The 20,003-nt window shown below is 47.6% G+C and carries 31 protein-coding genes; all 31 read left to right on the forward strand.

Translation table 11 applies throughout. The features are described 5' to 3' along the window. The coding region (locus ACR0QW_RS08195) for a hypothetical protein (protein WP_432643204.1) at positions 1–234 on the forward strand (234 nt) is incomplete at its 5' end. Beyond that, positions 231–521 (forward strand): LysM peptidoglycan-binding domain-containing protein, encoded by a 291-nt coding sequence (locus ACR0QW_RS08200; RefSeq protein WP_432643205.1) that lies wholly within the window; start codon positions 231–233, stop codon positions 519–521. The genes ACR0QW_RS08195 and ACR0QW_RS08200, both read left to right, overlap by 4 nt. Positions 522–533: 12 nt before the next feature. Then, the gene (locus ACR0QW_RS08205) at positions 534–875 is read left to right on the forward strand and encodes a hypothetical protein (protein ID WP_432643206.1); all 342 of its coding nucleotides are present in this window, start codon (positions 534–536) and stop codon (positions 873–875) included. 13 nt (positions 876–888) lie between these two features. Continuing rightward, positions 889–1,200: a hypothetical protein gene (locus ACR0QW_RS08210; protein WP_432643207.1), complete on the forward strand. Its 312-nt coding sequence runs from the start codon at positions 889–891 to the stop codon at positions 1,198–1,200. 86 nt (positions 1,201–1,286) lie between these two features. Beyond that, positions 1,287–1,505 carry a hypothetical protein gene (locus ACR0QW_RS08215; protein ID WP_432643208.1) on the forward strand — a complete coding sequence of 73 codons (219 nt, stop codon included), beginning with the start codon at positions 1,287–1,289 and terminating at the stop codon, positions 1,503–1,505. Then, positions 1,498–2,394: an ERF family protein gene (locus ACR0QW_RS08220; RefSeq protein WP_432643210.1), complete on the forward strand. Its 897-nt coding sequence runs from the start codon at positions 1,498–1,500 to the stop codon at positions 2,392–2,394. The genes ACR0QW_RS08215 and ACR0QW_RS08220 overlap by 8 nt, the downstream gene beginning before the upstream one ends. Positions 2,395–2,423: 29 nt before the next feature. Then, positions 2,424–3,299 carry a hypothetical protein gene (locus ACR0QW_RS08225; RefSeq protein WP_432643211.1) on the forward strand — a complete coding sequence of 292 codons (876 nt, stop codon included), beginning with the start codon at positions 2,424–2,426 and terminating at the stop codon, positions 3,297–3,299. 18 nt (positions 3,300–3,317) lie between these two features. After that, the gene (locus tag ACR0QW_RS08230) at positions 3,318–3,563 is read left to right on the forward strand and encodes a hypothetical protein (RefSeq protein WP_432643212.1); all 246 of its coding nucleotides are present in this window, start codon (positions 3,318–3,320) and stop codon (positions 3,561–3,563) included. Then, on the forward strand, positions 3,553–3,966 hold the full coding sequence (locus ACR0QW_RS08235) for an HNH endonuclease (RefSeq protein WP_432643213.1): 414 nt from the start codon (positions 3,553–3,555) through the stop codon (positions 3,964–3,966). Before ACR0QW_RS08230 ends, ACR0QW_RS08235 begins: the two co-directional genes overlap by 11 nt. Next, positions 3,963–4,130: a hypothetical protein gene (locus ACR0QW_RS08240; RefSeq protein ID WP_432643214.1), complete on the forward strand. Its 168-nt coding sequence runs from the start codon at positions 3,963–3,965 to the stop codon at positions 4,128–4,130. Before ACR0QW_RS08235 ends, ACR0QW_RS08240 begins: the two co-directional genes overlap by 4 nt. A gap of 12 nt (positions 4,131–4,142) precedes the next feature. Then, on the forward strand, positions 4,143–4,571 hold the full coding sequence (locus ACR0QW_RS08245) for a hypothetical protein (RefSeq protein WP_432643215.1): 429 nt from the start codon (positions 4,143–4,145) through the stop codon (positions 4,569–4,571). Between the two features lie 18 nt (positions 4,572–4,589). Beyond that, positions 4,590–5,108 (forward strand): hypothetical protein, encoded by a 519-nt coding sequence (locus ACR0QW_RS08250; protein WP_432643216.1) that lies wholly within the window; start codon positions 4,590–4,592, stop codon positions 5,106–5,108. A gap of 353 nt (positions 5,109–5,461) precedes the next feature. Next, positions 5,462–6,511, forward strand: coding sequence for a DUF4417 domain-containing protein (locus ACR0QW_RS08255; RefSeq protein ID WP_432643217.1), 1,050 nt, complete (start codon positions 5,462–5,464; stop codon positions 6,509–6,511). Continuing rightward, a complete protein-coding gene (locus ACR0QW_RS08260; protein WP_432643218.1) occupies positions 6,501–6,890 on the forward strand; it encodes a DUF6883 domain-containing protein in 390 nt (129 codons plus the stop codon). The genes ACR0QW_RS08255 and ACR0QW_RS08260 overlap by 11 nt, the downstream gene beginning before the upstream one ends. Beyond that, on the forward strand, positions 6,883–7,065 hold the full coding sequence (locus ACR0QW_RS08265) for a hypothetical protein (protein WP_432643219.1): 183 nt from the start codon (positions 6,883–6,885) through the stop codon (positions 7,063–7,065). The genes ACR0QW_RS08260 and ACR0QW_RS08265 overlap by 8 nt, the downstream gene beginning before the upstream one ends. A gap of 536 nt (positions 7,066–7,601) precedes the next feature. Further along, positions 7,602–9,038, forward strand: coding sequence for a PBSX family phage terminase large subunit (locus tag ACR0QW_RS08270; RefSeq protein WP_432643220.1), 1,437 nt, complete (start codon positions 7,602–7,604; stop codon positions 9,036–9,038). A 71-nt stretch (positions 9,039–9,109) separates the two neighbouring features. After that, positions 9,110–10,519 carry a phage portal protein gene (locus tag ACR0QW_RS08275; RefSeq protein WP_432643221.1) on the forward strand — a complete coding sequence of 470 codons (1,410 nt, stop codon included), beginning with the start codon at positions 9,110–9,112 and terminating at the stop codon, positions 10,517–10,519. Then, positions 10,486–12,363, forward strand: a complete 1,878-nt coding sequence (locus ACR0QW_RS08280; protein ID WP_432643222.1) for a minor capsid protein — start codon at positions 10,486–10,488, stop codon at positions 12,361–12,363. Before ACR0QW_RS08275 ends, ACR0QW_RS08280 begins: the two co-directional genes overlap by 34 nt. A gap of 6 nt (positions 12,364–12,369) precedes the next feature. Next, entirely contained in the window at positions 12,370–12,507 is a 138-nt protein-coding gene (locus ACR0QW_RS08285) for a hypothetical protein (RefSeq protein ID WP_432643224.1), read from the forward strand. Positions 12,508–12,553: 46 nt separating this feature from the next. Then, on the forward strand, positions 12,554–12,871 hold the full coding sequence (locus ACR0QW_RS08290) for a YjcQ family protein (RefSeq protein WP_432643225.1): 318 nt from the start codon (positions 12,554–12,556) through the stop codon (positions 12,869–12,871). A gap of 28 nt (positions 12,872–12,899) precedes the next feature. After that, the gene (locus ACR0QW_RS08295; protein WP_432643226.1) at positions 12,900–13,610 is read left to right on the forward strand and encodes a phage scaffolding protein; all 711 of its coding nucleotides are present in this window, start codon (positions 12,900–12,902) and stop codon (positions 13,608–13,610) included. Between the two features lie 13 nt (positions 13,611–13,623). Further along, positions 13,624–14,421, forward strand: coding sequence for a hypothetical protein (locus ACR0QW_RS08300; RefSeq protein WP_432643227.1), 798 nt, complete (start codon positions 13,624–13,626; stop codon positions 14,419–14,421). Between the two features lie 24 nt (positions 14,422–14,445). Then, positions 14,446–14,820, forward strand: a complete 375-nt coding sequence (locus ACR0QW_RS08305; protein ID WP_432643228.1) for a hypothetical protein — start codon at positions 14,446–14,448, stop codon at positions 14,818–14,820. Then, positions 14,796–15,167: a hypothetical protein gene (locus tag ACR0QW_RS08310; RefSeq protein ID WP_432643229.1), complete on the forward strand. Its 372-nt coding sequence runs from the start codon at positions 14,796–14,798 to the stop codon at positions 15,165–15,167. Before ACR0QW_RS08305 ends, ACR0QW_RS08310 begins: the two co-directional genes overlap by 25 nt. Beyond that, the gene (locus ACR0QW_RS08315; protein WP_432643230.1) at positions 15,164–15,565 is read left to right on the forward strand and encodes an HK97 gp10 family phage protein; all 402 of its coding nucleotides are present in this window, start codon (positions 15,164–15,166) and stop codon (positions 15,563–15,565) included. The genes ACR0QW_RS08310 and ACR0QW_RS08315 overlap by 4 nt, the downstream gene beginning before the upstream one ends. A gap of 2 nt (positions 15,566–15,567) precedes the next feature. After that, the gene (locus ACR0QW_RS08320; protein WP_432643231.1) at positions 15,568–15,981 is read left to right on the forward strand and encodes a phage tail terminator family protein; all 414 of its coding nucleotides are present in this window, start codon (positions 15,568–15,570) and stop codon (positions 15,979–15,981) included. Next, a complete protein-coding gene (locus ACR0QW_RS08325) occupies positions 15,974–16,150 on the forward strand; it encodes a hypothetical protein (RefSeq protein WP_432643232.1) in 177 nt (58 codons plus the stop codon). The genes ACR0QW_RS08320 and ACR0QW_RS08325 overlap by 8 nt, the downstream gene beginning before the upstream one ends. Then, positions 16,150–17,466, forward strand: coding sequence for a phage tail sheath family protein (locus tag ACR0QW_RS08330; protein WP_432643233.1), 1,317 nt, complete (start codon positions 16,150–16,152; stop codon positions 17,464–17,466). The genes ACR0QW_RS08325 and ACR0QW_RS08330 overlap by 1 nt, the downstream gene beginning before the upstream one ends. A gap of 14 nt (positions 17,467–17,480) precedes the next feature. After that, positions 17,481–17,954, forward strand: a complete 474-nt coding sequence (locus ACR0QW_RS08335; protein ID WP_432643234.1) for a phage tail tube protein — start codon at positions 17,481–17,483, stop codon at positions 17,952–17,954. A gap of 10 nt (positions 17,955–17,964) precedes the next feature. Then, positions 17,965–18,363, forward strand: coding sequence for a phage tail assembly chaperone (locus ACR0QW_RS08340; protein ID WP_432643235.1), 399 nt, complete (start codon positions 17,965–17,967; stop codon positions 18,361–18,363). A 29-nt stretch (positions 18,364–18,392) separates the two neighbouring features. Continuing rightward, positions 18,393–20,003 (forward strand): type I-C CRISPR-associated protein Cas8c/Csd1 (gene cas8c / locus ACR0QW_RS08345; protein WP_432643236.1); only part of this gene is annotated, 1,611 nt, incomplete at its 3' end.

Below are 20,003 nucleotides of genomic sequence, written 5' to 3' on the forward strand. Positions count from 1 at the left end.
AAACTCCGTGGCGTCCGGTTCAACCGAAAGGCAATCCTGGACGCCGCAGAGGAACAGGAAGATGGAGTCCGGAGACGTGACTACCAGAAGCTGCTGGCCGAAAATCAGCAGCTCCGTGAGGAAAACAATGGGCTCAAGGCCTTGTTCCGGCAGAGGCTGAGCCTTGCGCTTGACGATTTCAACCGCATTGAAAAAACCAATCCTATGCAAACAACGGGGAGGTGGAAAGTATGAGAACAGAATGGAAAGTAAGAGCTGTGGCCATCGCTCTGGCCCTGGGGGCTCTGGTAATCGCAAGCCACGCTGTACAGGCTGTGGCCGAAACAACCCGGCCGGCCAGTTACACCAGCTATTCCCGGCGTGTGGCCCCCGGCCAAACGCTTTGGGATATCTGTGGCGACCTGCCGTATGGACAGGAAGACCTGCAGGATGTCATCGACCGCTGCCGGGTTGACAACGACATCACGGACCCGGGGACCCTGCAGCCGGGGAAAGTGCTGCTGATCAGAGTGAAAAAATAAGGAGGATTAAAAATGGAACAAGAAAAGAAATTGGACCTGGCAATCCTGGAAACGGCAAAAATCGTTGACAAATATCATGCATACGGATTTGTGGCCTTTGGGTACCCGGATATGGATCATATTTCGTCCGTTGTGGCTGGAAATGCCAAATTTGCTGGTTACGTATTGACTAACGGCGTCTCTTGCGTTGCTGACCACCTGGATGACGATGACAAACAATCTTTTCTGGTGGAACTGCTAATGGAAGTGCTGGACGAAATCGCAGCCTTGCCGAACGAAAAAGGCATTGAAATGCTGCAGGGATTGCAGCAGTATCTGGCAGACTACCAAAAGGCGAAAGAATATGAAAATTAAAGGGGATGAAATCATGGATAAACGGACTATTGATCCGGTGATTGCGGCCCAGGCCAAAGCGCTGGCAGAACAATGCAGGAGTAAAGGGTATGCGGGTATCATTGCCCTGGCAAATGCAAAGGATGCAAGGCCTTTTACATTTCAGGTCTTCGGGAAGGCAAAACCGTTGACGGTCTGTGTGATTACTACCATCGTCGGAAGTTATGATGCCTTGGAAGATAAAAAATTGCAAGGAATTTACTATATGGCATTGAAAAAAGCGATGAAAATGCTGCCGGGACTGGCCATCCTTGCGCATCATTGCAGAGTCGTAAAAAAGAAATAAAAAAATTACCGGTATTGCAGTACCGGTAGTCAAAAATGGGGATTGAATTACCCCCTCATTATACCACGTGAGAAAGGAAAAAGACAATGTACAGATATAACCCTGACAAAGTGGCTTATATCCAGGAATACGGATCTGCAGAAGACCGCTTAGAGTACCAAATCCACACGGCGTCCATGGGGTCCCGTATCCAGTACCATAGCAAGTACCATGGGCAGCTGGGCCGGGCCAGAGAAAAACTGCTGGACGAAGCGTGGGAAAAGGTACAACGTGAGTTTGGAAAGGGGAGAAACAAGCATGAGTGAAGAAAAAAACGACATCAGACCGGCGGAAAATCTACTGAATCTGATCGAAATCATCCCCGGGTATCGGGAAACAAGAAGCACGCAGCATCTGGACAAAGCTCTCATGGAATTCCATCAGAACTTCAAAGGCAAGGGACCGAAAAAATCCTGCGAGGCCCGGGTGAAAACCCGGACCGGTGGGGAATTTTCCTATCGGTACGCAGCATACGCTGATTTGCTGAATGCCATTAAAGATGCCCTTTATGAAGTCGGAGTGGTAATGAAACAGCCACCGATCAGACAGGGAAATGCCTTTGGTGTACTGACCATTTTGAGCCATCCGGAAAGCGGAGAAAAGGTAATCGTGGGACCGTTCCTTTTGGACAATGAAAAAGGAGGAATCACAGGAGCTGGAGCGGCCTGCACGTCGTCCAGCCGGTACAGTATCACCAGGCTGCTGGGAATTGCCCTGGACGATGATGATGACGATAGCCAGAGCGCCCAGGGCGGAAATTACACCCAGGGACAGGGGTACGGCGGCCACCCAAAGCAGGCAGCCGGCCAGCAGAGCCAGGGGAAAAAATATGAATGGAATCATCCATTTCCCCAGCCGGGGTACATTAACGCTCATCCCAATCCCAACCAGGTCAAGACTCTGGAAAACATGTGCGAAAAGGTCAAAAAATATCCTGCCAATGTGGCCAGTCAGTTCGGTGCAAATGATTTTGCCAGCATGGACTTTAAGCAGTACAGAAACGCCTATGCTGCCATTGGAGATGAAATGATCCAGAAAGGCTGGATTATCGTGAACGGGAGGTGGAGGAAAGGGCAGCCGGCTACCGGCAGCCCTATGAATCAATTTGGGGATCCGGATCAGCAGCCAGTCTTTGATGAAGAAATCCCATTTTAATCATATGAGGGAAGAAAGGAGGTGATTGTATGCAAGTCAACTGGATTTATGAGATCAACGCCTGGTATGAATGGAAGCAGGATAACGAAATAACCCCAACTGATGAAGCGTTATGGAACGCTTTAATGTACCTGTTGAGCCGGAAAAACAAGGGCAACTATAACGGCGATTGGGAACTTTCTCTAACCCCTTCCAATTCCATCCTGTGCGCAAGATCGGGTTTGTCCATACCGGCTATGCACCGTGCCAGAAATAAGCTGCAGCAGCGCGGCAGGATTAAATTCTGTTCTCGTAAAGGAAACCAGGCGACTATGTATACGATTATCCCCTTTGCTTTAACGAGCGTTAAGCAAAATGAACAGCAAAACGAATTTGCTTTAACGAGCGTTAAGCAAATCGATAGGCAAACGTTAAGCAAATCGGACAGCAAATCGACCACATATATAAATATAAAACCAAAAGGAAAACAAAACTATCCCCCTACCCCCGACAGCGGGGATAGTGTACCGGGGGAAAAGTTTGCTCCGTTTGGAAATACCGGGCGGGGTAGGGCTTTGGAGGATATGGGGCTGGAAAGGCTGGTGTGGACTTTCACAACCGACCACGGTCTGCGGGTAGCGCTGGGTCAATGGGCCGCAATGAGGCAGGAGAAGGGTAAGCCCTTAACTGCTGCCATGCTGCGGCGCAATCTTGACGACTTGCAGCGGCTGGCCGGCGACGTGGCCATGCAGCGGACGATCGTGGAGCAATCTACCCGCAAGGGGTGGACGGGGTTCTACCCGATTGATCATATCCCGGACAAGAAGAGGTACCCGAAAGCGGATTGCCCACGTTGCCACGGTGAGGGCTATTACCTGGCGGCGGACGGGCACACCATGGTGGAATGTGATTGCAAGGACGAATGACGGATAGGAGAAAACAGCATGACAATCGGCGGCTATGAAGATAGCTTGTGCTACGAGATTGACCGCTTGCAAGCAGATCTCGACAAGGACGAAGAATACATTGCCAAGCTGGAAGAAGAAAACCAGCGCCTGGCATACCTGGCAAGCAAGGCGGAAGTCCTGGAGGAGGAGAACCACCGGAAAGATCAGACCATCCAGCAGTACCAGGACTACATCCGGAAGTTGATCGAGAAGCTGCAGGAGGCGAGACGAAGTGAAGGATAGACGGAAGAGGTTGAGTAAAAAGCAGCGGCTGGCCGTGTATGAGAAATACGGTGGCCACTGTGCCTACTGCGGATGCGAGCTGACCTACAAGGACATGCAGGTGGACCACATCAAGTCCTACTATCTGCATGATGGCCCCGGTGGCCACACAAAGACGGACGTGGAGATGAATGACCTTGACAACCTGCTTCCCGCCTGCCGGATGTGCAACTTTTACAAGAGCGGCGGGACGCTGGAAGCCTTCCGGGAGCGGTTGAGGGACACCTTACTGCCGAACGCATGTAGGACCTTCCAATTCCGGCTGGCGGAGAAGTACGGACTGGTGGAAAAGCATGAGAAAAGGAAAATCTTTTTCTACTTCGAGCAGGATGCGTGTGACAAGAAAAAGGGAGATAAAAAATGAGCAAGAAAACGGATGACAAGCAAAAAGGGCTGCAGCACTGTGCCGCATGTCCCTGGTCCCGGCCCCGGGAGTATGGACCATTCCCCAGGCTGTGGGAGTACATGACCTGCAGCCGGGCAGGGGAGAAAATTACGGAAGTGGGCTTTTGCCCGCTGGTACGATAATGGAGGCAGCCTATGACGTGGAAGCAGCTAAAATTCGTGATTGACGGCCGGTTACCGTCGATGAACAAAATCATCAACGTGGCCAGGAACAACCGATATGACAGCGCAAAGCTCAAAAAGAGCACCCAGGAACGGTTGGAATGGATCATGAAAGCCCAAATGGCCAAAAACGGACAAACAGGGCTAAAATTCACTCAGAAAGCGTATATTAGGGTCCTTTTCTTTGAACCATTCAACGGAAAATACCGCCGGGATGACGATAATGTGATTGCCGGCTGTAAATTCATCCTGGACGCATTGCAGGAATTGGGCATCATAAGGAATGATAGTCCGAAATATTGTCATTTGATGCCAGAAAGGTTTACTGATTTAAAACAATTTACGGAATACGGACAAGAAACGGAGCCTTTTATTGTGGTCACAATCACTCAATTCGATTAACAGAAAGAGGGCATGAGAATGGACAGGGAGAAAGAAGAAGTTGATCCGGTAAAGAAACGAGTCCTTTTCCTTTTGGGTCATTACGATGAATTAATGGTTTGGGCGGAAAATACCAAAAGCGATATTGCTATGTTAGAAGAGGAATTACGGGAGGAACCTGCACCCAAAACGACAAAGTGGAGAGAAAGTCCTGGCGGGGGCGGCGGATTTGAAAAGCCGTCCCCGGAAGAATTGGCCTTTGAGCGAAAGGAAAAGAAGGCAGCCATTCTCAACGACAAGCAAAAGGCATACGCCCAGTTAATAAACGATATGGAAAAGCTGAACCGATCATTAAAGGGGTTATGGAAGAGCGAACGGGCTATTGTTGAGTTACGCGCGATTCGGGGGCATGAAATGACCTGGAAGCAAGTGGCGGTTAAATTAGGGTACAGCCCGGAAGCGGAAAGTGCTTGCCGGCGGCGTTTTTGGAAAGCCATTGATCACCTTGTTTTGATGTTTAAAGGCGGACCGCGGCAAGAAATCTTACGGTGGAAATGAAAAGTGAAAGACCGGAAAACCGACAGAAAGTGTACTGAAGTGGGCCGGATGCGGACCGCATCAGGGCCGTATTTGGCCAAATTTTTATGTTATTATATATGTGTGAAAATCAAGATAGAAAGGTTTTATCACTTCCACCATTTGTTCAAAACCTTTCATTGTGTGTACGAATCATATTGTTTATTGGGAACCGCCTCTCGATCTGTCTGGCGGCATTACTAATGACCTCCTTTCTGAGATACGACTAACAAGAGCAAACTTCTATTTTGGTTTTCACCAGTCAGAACCTACCCTGTTCCCACGGGGGGAAAAAGCGCCTACTAGTCAGAGGGGCGCTTTTTTTATGGAGAATTATGGAAATCATTGAAAAACCTATTTCCAGTTTAAAACCATATAAGAATAATCCACGGGACAATGAGGCAGCAGTGGAATATGTGGCCAATTCCATCCGGGATTTCGGGTTCAAGGTGCCAATTGTCATTGACAGAGATGGGGTCATAGTGGCCGGGCATACCCGGTTGAAAGCAGCCAAACGGCTGCATTTGAAGCAGGTCCCCTGTATTGTGGCGGACGATTTAAGCCCTGAAAAAATCAAGGCTTTTCGTTTGGCCGACAACAAAGTGGGGGAAATGGCTGCATGGAATCCGGATCTGTTGTTGGGAGAGCTGAAAGACCTGGTGAATCTGGACTATCCTATGGATCAGTTCGGGTTTGATCTGACGGGCTTGGATGCAGCATTGGATCCGGATCCGGAAGAAGAGGAAAAAGAGAATGAGCGGGAACGGACCATGGATGCCTACAATCTCCGTGATTATGATCCAGGACGCACAGTCGGCTTTTATCAGATGCCCCTTCTTCAGGCATGCAAGGGAATCCCCACAGAACTGGTTGGATTCAACTATATGCTGACCACTGATCCGCGGCCAGGTCTGGGTATCCATTTCTACGTGGATGATTACCAGTTCGAAAGGGTTTGGAACCAGCCACAGGAGTACTGCGAAAAACTGGCAGCCTTTGATTATGTGCTGACGCCGGACTTTTCTCTTTATCTGGACATGCCGATGGCCATGAAAATCTGGAACATCTACAGGTCCCGGCTGATAGGGCAGATCCTGCAGGATATGCAGGTGAAGGTGATCCCTACACTGTCCTGGGCAGAAGATGCCAGCTTTCAATTTTGCTTTGATGGAATTGAGCCGGGCGGCACGGTTTCCGTTTCTACTATTGGGGTGAAACGGGATAAGGACTCCATGGAAGTTTGGAAAGCCGGCATGGATGAAGCCATAAAGAGACTGACCCCATCGGCTGTTGTGGTATATGGTGGTGATATTGGATATAAGTTCCCTTGTAAGGCAGTTTATTTTGAAAATGCTGTTACGGAGAAGATGAAGAATGGGCGGTAGGGGGCAAAATTATTCCATCGTAAAACGCCTACCTAATTTCAAATGCGCTATTGTTCCGCGAAATAAATTAAAAAACTATATACTCAATCCCGGAAAAAGTCCTGATAAAGCAAAATTTTTTGCTTCGATAGGTTATAATATGAGAAATTGGGAACGATTTATGGCGGATGTAAAGAAGAAAGTAAGGACTAATAAAGCCTTAAAGTATCGAACTGATAAATACGGGCAAACGGAATACCAAGTTAATATGCAGATTGGTATTACAAGAAAGCGTATGGTGGCTACTGGCTGGGTTGTAAGAAAAGGAAGCAGTAAGCCACAATTTGTCACCGCCTATCAAAACAAAAAGCTTGAAGGGAAGTCTGGATTGAATGAGTGATATGCATGATATTAAAGAACTTGATGAAGTTCAAATTTTAAAAACTGGGGAATATGCTTTTGTGGTATGGGCTGATGATGACCCTACTCATGACAGTTATTTACTGGAAATAAAGGGGAAAAATGAGATGCCAAATTTCTACAGCCGAAAAGATTTTAAATTTATAAGCAGATAAATGGGAGCAGAGTCAGAAATGGCCCTGCTTTTTTATTGCCAGAATCAGGAGGTCAACATGGGTGGACGCGGGGCTGTTGCCGGAATTACAGCCACAACAAAAAATGGAGCAGTTATCAAAATGTACGCGGTACCTGGCCAGAAAAACAAGGTGTACAGCCCTACTATGGGGGTGCGGACCGTTAAAGGCGGCCTATTTGCGGCCAGGCGGAACGCCATTAAAAACGGAATGAGCGTGGCCAATATAAGCAGAAAGCAGCTAGCAGCCCTTAACAAGCAGGAAGAAACGGGCAGTCCGTTGGATAGCTATAGCGGCCATGTTGCGAGAAATACACGTTTACAGCGACGGGGGCGGCGGCCACAGGGAGCACGATAATATGCCAGCATTAGGATATGGGAGAAATGAATAATGAAAACCTAAAACCTTTTCGAAGCGTGAGCGAAGCGAGAGAAAGCGGTAAAAAAGGGGGCCGTGCTTCCGGCCAAAAACGGCGTCAATTGAAGACCTGGAAGCAGTTAGCACAAGAGGTTCTTGCCATGCCAATCAAAGAAGGCAAGGTAGACAAAAAGATAAAATCCCTGGCTGATGCCAAAGGGAAGAATTTGAGAGTCCAGGACGCCATGATCCTGGCCCAGACAGTCCAGGCAATGAAAGGCGATACAAAAGCGTTCGGCCTGATTGCAGAACTATCCGGCCTTTTTGACACGGAGGAGCCAGAGTTACAGCCCCTGGCTGTGCCTGATGACACGAACTTGATCATCCCGGCTTTCGATGGATTGAGTGCCGACATTAAGCGGCACTTGCATACCCATTACTGGCTGAAGGGCGGACGCGGCAGCACCAAATCTTCTTTCATTTCGCTGCAGATTCCAAAGCTGATGATCGCCCATCCTGATGTGCATGCGGTTGTGCTGCGTAAGGTTGGTAACACCCTAAAAAACAGTGTTTACCAGCAGCTGGAATGGGCTATTGGAGAACTGAGGCTGATGGACGAATTCAGTTTCAAAAAGTCACCCATGGAAATCACCCTGAACAGGACCGGCCAAAAGATCCTGTTCTTTGGCGTGGATGATAAAGCAAAGTTAAAATCCTTGAAAATGCCCTTTGGTTATGTGGGGGTTCTCTGGTATGAAGAGCTGGATCAGTTTGCCGGCATGGCAGAAATCCGGAATATCAACCAGTCCCTGCTGCGGGGCGGCCCGGAAGCCTGGTGCTTCTACAGTTTCAACCCGCCAAAAAGTCGGGACAACTGGGTCAATGTGGAGCAGCTTACAGACCGGTCTGATCGGCTTGTGAGCTGCTCAAACTATACCCTGGTACCTCGTGACTGGCTGGGCGAGCAATTCATTATTGAAGCAGAAGCCCTAAAGCAGCAGCGGCCGGATCTATATGCCCATGAATACATGGGAGAAGTCACCGGGACCGGCGGCGATGTGTTCGGAAATGTTTCTGATCTGGAAATGAGCGATGACATGATAGCCGGCCAGTTTGACAATATCCGGGATGGTATCGACTTTGGGTTTGCAATCGATCCGTTTGCATATACCAAAATGCACTATGATCCAAAGAAACACGAATTGTATATATTCGATGAAGTTTATGGAGTCCAGATTTCCAACGAAAAGGCCTATGAGCTGGTGAAAGATAAAATTGGGACCCGGTATGTACAGTGCGATAGTGCCGAACCAAAGAGCATCGCACGGCTGCAGGATTTAGGTCTGCGGTGTATCGGGGTAAAAAAAGGACCAGACTCCCGCGATTTCGCTATTAAGTGGCTGTCTGATCTGTCGCATATTTATATAGACAAACGGCGCTGCCCCAATACCTACCGTGAATTTGTGAGTTACGAATTCGCCCAGGACAAGGACGGCAATTTTATCAGCCAGTATCCAAAAGCCAACGACCACACAATTGATAGTGTTCGATACGCTTTGAAACCGGATATGGATGGAGATACATACTCTTTCAAATAATCATTGTTGGAGGGACTATGTTTTTTAATGATCTTATTGGTACCCTGCTGGAAGCGGGGGCTAAGCAGAACATGACAACTAAACAATTCCTGGAAAAAGAAATCTACTACTGGGTCAATAGTCCGACCCGGCGGATGCAGTTGACCGGGACAGCGTATTACAAGCACGATCAGGACATTGCGTTTAAGCAGCGGAAAGCCATTGGTGAAGGCGGTCAGTTGGTAACCGTATCCAACTTGCCCAACAATCGCCTGACTGACAACAGGTATGCATTCCTGGTGGACCAGAAGGCCAATTATCTCCTGAGCAAGCCTATTGACGTCCGGTGTGCCGATGACACGGCACAAGACACAATCAACGACGTCCTGGGGCCGCATTTCCTCTTGACACTGAAAAGCGTGGGCAAGGATGCCTTGAATTGTGGGATTTCCTACCTGTTCCCGTACGTGGATGATAATGGGGAACTGGAATTCAAACGGTTCCATGGGTATGAAATCTTGCCTTTTTGGAAAGACCAGGATCATACCGCCCTGGATGCCTTTTTGCGGATGTATCCCCAGGAAGTCTATGAAGGGCAAACCAAAAAGATTGTGCAGCGCGTCGAATGGTATACCCTGGAAGGCGTGCAGAGGTTTATTTATGAATCCGGAGAACTGCGGCCGGAATCTACCGATATTTTCCCCTATATCGTTGTGAATAATGGGGAAGGGGAACCCGAAAACGCACAAGCCTTCAATTGGTCAAGGATTCCTTTGATCCCTTTCAAACTGAACGATGAAGAAATTCCGCTCATTAAACGGGTGAAATCCCTGCAGGACGCACTAAATGTCATGTACAGTAACTATGTGGACGTCATGGAGGAAGGACCACGGAATTCCATCTTGATCATCCACAACTATGATGGGCAGGATCTGGGGGAATTCCGGCGCAACCTGTCCACTCTGGGGGCCGTTAAAGTCCGGGACCCGGGCGGCGTGGATGTCCTGCAGATTCCCGTCAACAGCGAAAATTACCTGTCAATCATCAATCTGTTAAAACGTGCAATCATCGAGAGCGGCCGGGGCCTTGATACAAAGGATGACCGCCTGGCCAGCGGGAGCCCCAACCAGATGAATATCCGCTCAATGTATACGGATCTGGACCTGGATGCAACTGACATGGAAATGAATTTCAAAGCAGCGTTACAGGATTTGATGTGGTTCGTCAATGCGTTTGATGCAGCCATGGGCAGGCCTACCAGTGATGTTACCTTTATCTTTAATAAAGATACCATGGTAAATGAATCCGAAGTGATCAACGATTGCCGGGCCAGCGTGGGGATTATCAGCCAGGAAACGATTATCGCTAACCACCCCTGGGTCAAGGACAGCAAGAAAGAGCTGGAACAGGTACAGCAGGAACAGAATCAAAAGATGGCATCTATGGACCCATACGGAGGCGGTGACGGATGGCCCAACAAAACCGGCGGGATCCCCGCCTGACAAAGAATTCCCGGTATTGGTGGAAAAAACGGGCAACTGCAGTAGAAAAGGCCCAGTACAAAAGCGAACTGTCCATTGCGGCCGATATGCAGCGGGCGCTGGATCATGCGTATAGCAGCATTGAAAAAGAAATTTATGCTTTATACGGGAAGTATGCCGACAACAACCAGATGACCATAGCAGCGGCCCGGTCCTATTTGAATGATGCGGAACGGGACGAATTCCAGCATGACCTGCAGGATTATATCAAGATGGCCAGGAATAACAGCGATGGCAAGTTTGATAAGCTGCTGGATGCGTTGAGTACCCGGGCCAGGATAAGCCGCCTGGAGTCGCTGCAGGTCCGCAGCGCTATGTATATCCGGGAAGCATACGGCGGTATGGACAGCACCCTTTTAGACGGTTTGGAAAAGGTCATGACGGACACCCAAATGAGGACTGCCTACGAAATTCAGAACGCCAAAGCTCAGTATGAGCCATTTCAGCAGATTGATAAAAAGAGTATTGATAGAGTCCTTGCAAAGCCATGGACAAGTGATGGAAAGACCTTTTCGAAGCGCTTATGGACCAACCAAAAAGACCTGATCAACACGGTACAGGATGAAATGGTAAAAGGGTTCACCAGCGGTGTAGACCCTGCAGCCATGACGAAAAGCCTGGCCGGCCAGTTCGGGGTTGCCAAATATGCAGCCAAACGCCTGGCAGTTACGGAGGGCGCCTATTTCGCCAGTTTGGCCACGGGTGATACCTATCAGGAATATGACGTGGATAAATACCAGATTCTGGCCACGCTGGATGATCGTACTTGTGATATATGCGCTTCCCTGGATGGAGAAATCCACGACATGAAAGACTATCGGCCGGGAGATACGGCCCCGCCATTCCACCCAAACTGCCGGACAACTACTATTCCTTATATCGAAAATAATGAATTGAAGGGAAAAGAAAAACGGGCTGCCCGGGACCCGAAAACCGGGAAAACAGTTTTGGTAGATGGAGAACTAACTTACCCGGAATGGAAAAAACAGTTTGTGGAAGAATCCCCGCCACCATCGAAAGGAGAATTTGACACCGGTGGCCATGAAGGGCATGGAGTCGATGTTGATGTGACTGGGAGTACAAGCGGCTATAATGGGGAAAAAGTCGTTCATGTTGGAAATAATCAGGATGCCATGTCTAACAGTTTTCGACCACGTTTCGGAAAAAGAACGTCAGAAGTCATAACAGGAAGTTCAGCTTCAATCAAACTGAAAAAGGTTGAAAATAGTCAAGCCGGTGTATGGGCAGAAAATATTCTGGGAGAAAAAGAATTAGCTATACGGGTAATTGAAAAAATCATGAGGGAAGTGAAAAAACAATTAGGTTCTATTTATACCCCAGACGTAGGTGTCATTGATTTTGCAGCTCATTTCAATAAAAGATATGCGGATGAAGTAGCTGTTTATGATAAAAGTAGCGGGATGATCTTTTTTAACAAAGCATTTCGAAAGAAAAGCCAGGTTGAGAATTATGTCAACAAATGGCCGGGGTGGTTTTGCGGTAAGACGGCTGAAGCAGTGGCCTTCCATGAGATAGGACATGCGAAGTATTATGAATTGATCAATTCTATTGCAGAAAAACTGGGAATTAGTTATACTAAAGCTGAAAACATTGTTGAATCGGCAATAGGTGATTTTGTTTCAAAAAACGGTGGAAGTGATTTTTTACTAGGGCTTTCTAAATATGCTGCAAATAGTTATTCTATTCATAGATACGGAGAAATTTTTGCTGAAGCCTATCACAACGAGGGGGCTAATCCCGTTGCGGGGAAATTCATGAACTTCATTTCTGGATTGGGAAGGTGAAGAAAAATGATGATACAACCAACTAAGAGAGAATATGAACTTTGGGAAAAGTATGAGGCTTCTACAAGTAAAAAAGAAAAAGAAGCTATTTTGAGGGAACTTGATAAAGAACATAAGAAGCAAGCAGAATCCAATGATAAATAAAGGCACTCACAATTGTGGGTGCCTTTGCTATATGTGGAGGTATGGCATGGAATATTTTGCTGTTATTTACAAAATCCTGAAGGCCATTGAGTACTCCATGGATTTTGACGAATTCGACCAAAACGCTATTTCTCCAGAAACGTTAGGAGTCAGCCGGCAGCGCTGGGAAGCGATTATTGCTGAGCTGGTACGGAATAAGTACATCACAGGAGTAGAACTGCTCCCGATTGCAGGAAGGGGGACTCCTGGGGTTAAAATAATCCGTCCGCTCCTGACGATCCAGGGTGCGGAATACTTGAGTGAAAACAGCATGATGAAAAAGATGTACAAAATAGCCAAGGGGATCAAAGACGTGGTCCCCTGATTCAAATTACATAGCTTTTTAGCAGACCATGATTGATGGCCTGCTTTTTTATTGCCTTTTTGGTATTGCAGGCGAAAAAGAACAAGACCGGCAGCGTGGTGCTGACCACAATAAAAAGCGAATTGAGAAAGGACGAACGAATATGAACCAAGAACAGCTCAAATCTTTAGGCCTGAATGACGACACTATCCAAAGGATCCTGGAAGATCAGGGTAAAAATTTTGTTTCCAAGACCCGTTTCAACGAGGTGAACGAAAACAAAAAAGCTCTGGAAAGCCAGCTTGCCGACCGTGACACCCAGCTAAAGGACCTGGAGACGAAAGCCAAAGGAAACGACGACTTGCAAAAACAGATCAAAGAAGTGCAGAAAGCCAACGAGGACCAAAAGGCTGCCTATGATGGGAAAATCCATCAAATGAAGGTTGATAACGCCATTGTCAGCGCCCTGACTGCTGCTAAAGCCAAAAACATCGATGCGGCTAAAGCAATGCTGCATATGGACGCCTATGACCTGCAGGAAGATGGAACCATTAAAGGCCTGGCTGACAACATCAAAAAGGTGAAAGAGGCTAATCCCTGGGCATTTGACGTAGATCAGCAGCCCGGCCCAAAACCTCAATTTCAGTTTAAAAACAGCTTTAAGCCGGCTGAAGGTGGCGATAATGACAAGCCTACGGAGGTCCAAAGTGAGGCAGACTTGATTTGGAACGCAATGAATGGCGTTTTCTCCAACAAGTAAGGAGTAAAAAATTATGCCGAACTCTTTTAGTAATGCAACTATTTTCCAAACTGCCCTGGATCGTCAGATCCTGCAGAATGCAACCTCTTCTTTCCTGGAAGCAAATGCGGGACAGGTGAAGTATAACGGCGGCGATACCGTGAAAATCCCCGTGATCACCACCGACGGCCTGGCCGATTATGACCGCTCTACCGGTTATCCGTCCGGCGCCGTAACCCTGACCTACGAAGACAAGAAAATGACTCAAGACAGGGCACAATCTTTTAACATCGATGCAATCGACGTTGATGAAACCAATTACGTGGCCAATGTGGCCAATGTCATGGGGGTATTCCAGCGTGAAAAAGTCATCCCCGAAATCGATCTGTATCGTTGGAACAAGATTTTCCTGGCTGCAAGCGGTGCCAATCATTCTACTGCTAAGATCCTGACCAAAGCCACTATCCTGGATGAACTGGAAGCGGATATTAATGCGGTAGAGGACGTGGCCGGCACCCGTGAGGGCCTGGTAATCGTCATGAATACCAAAGTCAGCAGCGCACGGATGAATACGATCGTCACCAAAGATGGCAGCACCAAAGCTATGAGCGGCACCGGTAAGGCTATCAACTGGCTGGTATTCCCTCAATCCGCACCTATCGCTGTTTCTAAGACTGATACCGTCCGGATCTTCAGCCCTAACGGTGAAGCCGGCTATCCTGCATTCCAGGGTGCAAACGCCTGGCATGTTGACTATCGGAAGTTCCATGATCTGTGGATCCCTGACAAACGGCTTGATGTGATTTTCGCACATTGCGATCCGACGGACTGATGACCGAAAGAAAGGGTGATGGATATGGAGAAGCCAACGGCTGCTAGCTGTGCTGGCTATATTACAGCCCTGACCGGATACGAGACGACAGCGGATGACGTTACTCTGATGGGGATTTGCCTGGAAGCGGAAGAAATCTATATGCTGAATGAAACGGCTCTTGACACTCTGCCGGCTGCGCTGTACCCGATGTTACGGGACAGCGCTACGGGCAGGTGGTTAAAGGCCAAAAAGGAAGCTGTACTGGGCTCCGATTCGCTGCAGGTTGTAAAAAGCATTTCCGAGGGGGATGTTTCCGTTTCTCTGGATGGCTCCACGGCGGAAAGCCGGCTGGATCAGCTCATTACAGAACTAACCCGGGAGGATCAGTTGCTATGTTTCCGAAAATTCCGCTGGTGAAAACGGCGATTCAGGGTTTGAATAATGCTACGGCAACCGTTTCTACCCGTCAAGCTGTGAAAGATGAAAATAACATTACCCGGACAAAGCTAGTGGAAGCCGGCTCTATCCGGTGCCGGATCAGCTATAGCAGCGTCCCGGTAATTGCCGATAGTGATACGGTTGATGCCTTGACTGTCCAGGTGAAAATGAACTATGCTCCGGCAGATATGACGATTCTGCCGGGGAGTTATGTGCATGTCAAATGGGATGACGGCAAGGAAGAGGACTTCCAGAACTCTTCGTACCCGGCCGTTTATACCCACCATGCGGAATTATCCCTTGAAAGGGTGAATAAGAAGCCATGAGCGTTGTCCGAGTCGATGTTTCCAGCTTTGAAAAGTTCCGGGCGACTTTAGGTAATACCAAAGTTGACCGGCATATTGAAGCGGCTGTAAAAGAAACGGCCCTGACCGCCTACGGGGCCACAAAGAAGGCCACACCGGTGGTAACGGGTACCTTGCGGCGGGAATGGAAGCTGACACCGGTAGAGAAGGAAGGCAGCAGTTTTACGGCTGCACTGTACAACGATACCAAATACGCACCCTATGTGGAATATGGACACAGAACCAACCGAAAGGATGGCTCTCATGGATGGGTAGAAGGTCAGTACATGATGACCAATTCTGTGAAAATGGTAGAGCAGAATTTACCGAAGATAATCCAGAAACATGTAAAAGCAATGCTGGATGAAATGGGTATGTAACGATGAATGAACAAACGGTAATCAATGCCATTGCCATGGCCCTGGCTCCAACGGGTGCCACGGTATATGTCACGGAAATCAAGCAGAATATCAGCGACGGGGATTTCCTGATCCAGTCCCTGCAGCCTGGTTACACCATGATGATCACGGATCATTACCAGGCAAGTTATCCGTTCGACGTCATTTATATTACCGATGACAAGGAAAAAGCATTGGCAATGGCGGATACACTTTTTGACCTTTTGGAAGAAATCGATACCAGCGATGGCCGGATTCGTGGATCCGGCTTTTCCTGGCATTGGACGGATGGGGCCTTGCATTTCCTTGTGACTTACCCGGTACATGTTTACCGACCACGAGAGAAAGGCCCCATGATGAAGAAACTGACTGTAAATGGAGGTGTTGCAAATGGATGATATCAATGAGCAGCAGAGCCCTTCTTTTCCGAAAGCGCTTTTGCTGCAGAGTAAGAAGTATGAAGAAATTGTAGATATCCTGAATGCTCTGCTGGAAGATGGTAAAAGTTATACCTTTGAACAGGTAGACAGTATGGTATCTGAATTCCTGAAAAGGAGTGTGAACTAATGAGTTACGGCGGCGGTACGTTTTTAACGCAGAATAAAGTGCTTCCAGGCACTTACATCAACTTCATTTCCGTGGCCAAAGCATCCAGTGAGCTGTCTGACCGGGGGTATGGTGCCCTGGCCATGAATCTGGATTGGGGCCCTGACAGCCAGATCTTTATGGTTGAGCAGGAGGACTTCCAGACGGACGCTCAAAAGTATTTTGGCTACGATTATACCGACGATGCGATGAAAGGCCTCCGTGATCTGTTCCTGAACTTGAAGACGCTGTACTGCTATAAGCTGAACAGCGGCGGTGCCAAAGCACTGTGCGATTACTGTGAAGCGAAATACAGCGGCACCCGGGGGAATCAAATCATGGTTGCTATCAGTGCCAATGTAGATGATACAGCAAAATTTGATGTATCCACTTACTTTGACGGCGTGCTGAAAGATCAGCAGACGGGTGTTAAGACGCTGGCCGAACTGCAGGACAATGATTTTGTGACCTGGACCGACAGCGCTAATATTGCGGTTACGGCCGGCACTTATCTGACCGGTGGTACCAATGGTACGGCGGCAACTGGTACGACTCATTCGGATTTTCTGTCTAAGCTGGAAAGCTATTCTTTCAATACCCTGGGATGCCTGTCTACGGATAAAACCATTCAGGCCCTGTATCTGGCGTGGACGAAGCGGATGCGTGACGATATTGGGGCCAAGTTCCAGACCATCGGTTATAATACGCCCGGCAATTATGAAGGGTGGATCAACTGCACCACGTCCGTAAAGGACAGTACATTCCCTGAAAGCAGTCTGATCTACTGGTTGGTTGGCGCGGAAGCTTCCTGCCAGGTCAACCGGACCGTAGGCAATAAGCAGTACGATGGGGAATTTACTCCGATTGTAAAGACCAAACAAACGGATCTGAAAAACCAGATCAAGAACGGCGAATTGTGTTTCCACCAGGTCAATGGTGCGGAATTCTATGTGCTGAAAGACATTAATAGTCTCACTTCCTTCAGCAAGGCAAAGACCCGTGACTTCAGCTTGAACCAGGTAATGCGGGTCCTGGATCAGTGGGCAAACGACATTGCGGTGTTGTTCGCTAAATATTACCTGGACAAAGAGCAAAACCTTGCAACCGGCCGGACGGCCTTCTGGAATGATATCGTCGATTATGCTTCTAAAATGGAAGGAATCGGCGCTATCGATACCTTTGACAAGGACGCCCTGACCGTAGAAAAGGGAGAAGAAAAGGAATCTGTGTTAGTGAATTCTACTATCAATCCTGCCGTGGCCATGGAAAAAGTGTATATGTACACCTATGTAGCCTGATTGGGGGTTAAACGATGGCTCAATTGATGAACGGAAAAGACGCTGTATGGGCCGGCATGGGGTCCGTTTATGTGACCGTCGACGGTAATCGTTATTGTCTGATCCAGGCGGTTAAAATCAGCGCCAAATATAAGAAAGACAAGAAAAAGGTACCTATCATGGGTACTACAGTGACCGCAAACAAGGGCGGCGGCCTGTCCTATAGTGGCACCATGAGCCACTATTACAATACTTCCCTGTTCCGAAAATATCTGAAACGGTACCAGGATACGGGGGAGGACCTGTATTTCGATATGGTGATTACAAACGAGGATAAAACCGCGGCGTGCGGCAAGCAGACTGTCATTCTGAAAAATTGCAACTTTGATGATGGCACGGTGGCTGAACTGGAAGCCGGCGGCGACGTACTGGTGGATGAAAGCAATTTCACGTTTGAGAAATTCGAAATGCCGGATGAATTTACTGAACTTGATGGAATGAAAGGTTAGGAGGAGTTTTATGGCACTGGATGTAAGTTTGTTCCTTGCGACGAAAGCAGCACCGGTAAAAGAGACTACGTATGTGGTCTCTGACCGGTTTGTTGACAATGATGGTAAATCGATTGCATGGGTACTGAAACCGGTTAACAGCGTAAAAGAAAAAGAGATTAAGCAGAATTGCATTAAGGGCAACACGTTTGATCGAGTATCCTATATTGAACAGCTGACTGCGGAAACTGTGGCAGATCCTAACCTGGCGGACGCAACCCTGCAGGACAGTTATAAGGCCTATGGCAAAACGGCCCTGCTGGAAAGTATGCTGACTTCCGGAGAACTGAACAAACTGGAAGTAAAAGCCCTGGAAGTGAATGGACTGAATACGCCCATTGATCAATTGGTTGACGAAGCAAAAAACTGATCAGGGAAGGGAATGGGGATTTTGCATTTATGCATTATGTGCTGCAAAAGCTCCATATCATGCCTTCCCAATATGCAGCAATGACCAGGGCTGAAAAGGCTCTGGTCATTGCCAGCATACAATTACGTGTGCAAGCTGAAAAGAAGCAGCTTGACGAAGGTGCATCAATGATTTTACAGGCATTGGTGGAATACTATCAGACCCTGTTGAAACGCGGAGAAGTAGAAGAATCTGGTTGGTGTAAAGCGAGAGTTTCAGCTGAAATCGTTTTAAATGATAAGGGAGAATTACAGGGAATCCTTTCTTTGCAAAATCTGGTGCAAAGAGGGAAAAAACAGGTCTTTGTCGATACGATGATGAGAGTACCTGAAATCTTTAAACGATCCAGTGGGGTTCGACCTAATTTTCTGTGTGATAATTCTTCCTATTTTTTTGGGATAGATGATAAGGGAAACCCTAAACGCTCCCTGGAATGTTTTGAAGCATCCAAAAATTTTCATCATGATTTATTAGATGGTTGTCAGTCAACAGCGGCACAGGCAATTTTGGCTTTCTTTGATCGCTGGCAGCCTGATCAGGGAAAACAGAATACTGTTTTTTCTCAGAATCATGATACCATCATTGAAGCTTCCAATTTGATATTCAAAATCAATGACCAATTTGCCCAGGATGATCCAGCTATTCAAAAGTGTTGGCAGAAATATAAGCAGAGCGGACAGACGGGTTCCTTGCGGGAACAATGTCTGGTAACTGGTGAAATTGCTGAAATTGCCAAAGTACACCCCAATATCAAGGGTATCAAAGATGCCCAATCTTCAGGAGCTTCCCTGATTTCGTTTAATGCTCCTTCGATGGAATCTTTTGGACACAGTGGAGATCAGGGGTTCAACGCTCCTGTCAGCGAATATGCGGCCTTTGCTTATGCTGCTGCACTGAATGAATTACTGCGTAAGGGCAATTCCATCCTCTGTGGAGATACGACAGTTGTTTTTTTGGCACAGTCTGGGGAGGATATGTACTCCCGGTATTATAGTGCTTTAATGGGAGACAGTGATGCAAGCGGATTGAGTGATGAAGATATCAAGGCCGTCCTGGAAAAAACAGCCAAAGGGAATCCGGCAGATTTAAAGGGGATTGTATTATCCCCGGATGAACCCTTTTATGTTTTGGGATTGGCGCCCAATGCTGCCCGCCTTTCCGTACGGTTCTTCTGGAGAAATACTTTTGGAACAGCATTGAAGAATATCCATGCTCATCAGGAACGTATGAAAATTTGCCGCCCTTCCTGGGAAAATGAGAGCCTCTCTCTGTATCGTCTTTTAAATGCTTCCATTAATCCGAACTCCAAGAAAAGCAATGCGTCTCCTTTGCTCGCGGGCAGCCTTTTGCGAAGCATCTTGCAGGATTCACCATATCCGGAAGCCATGTATCGGCAATTTTTACTGAGAATTAAGGCCGATTCAGATAAAATTAATGATAAGGGGAAAAAGGTTCATTTAAAGATTACCTATCCAAGAGCCGCTTTCATCAAAGCGTATCTGATTAAAAATCATGAAAAAGAATGGGGTGGAGAAATTACGATGAATGTGAATGAAAACTGCAATGCAATCCCTTATGTACTGGGACGTCTGTTTGCTGTG

Source organism: Acidaminococcus sp. (genome assembly GCF_050873445.1).
Lineage (GTDB): Bacteria > Bacillota > Negativicutes > Acidaminococcales > Acidaminococcaceae > Acidaminococcus.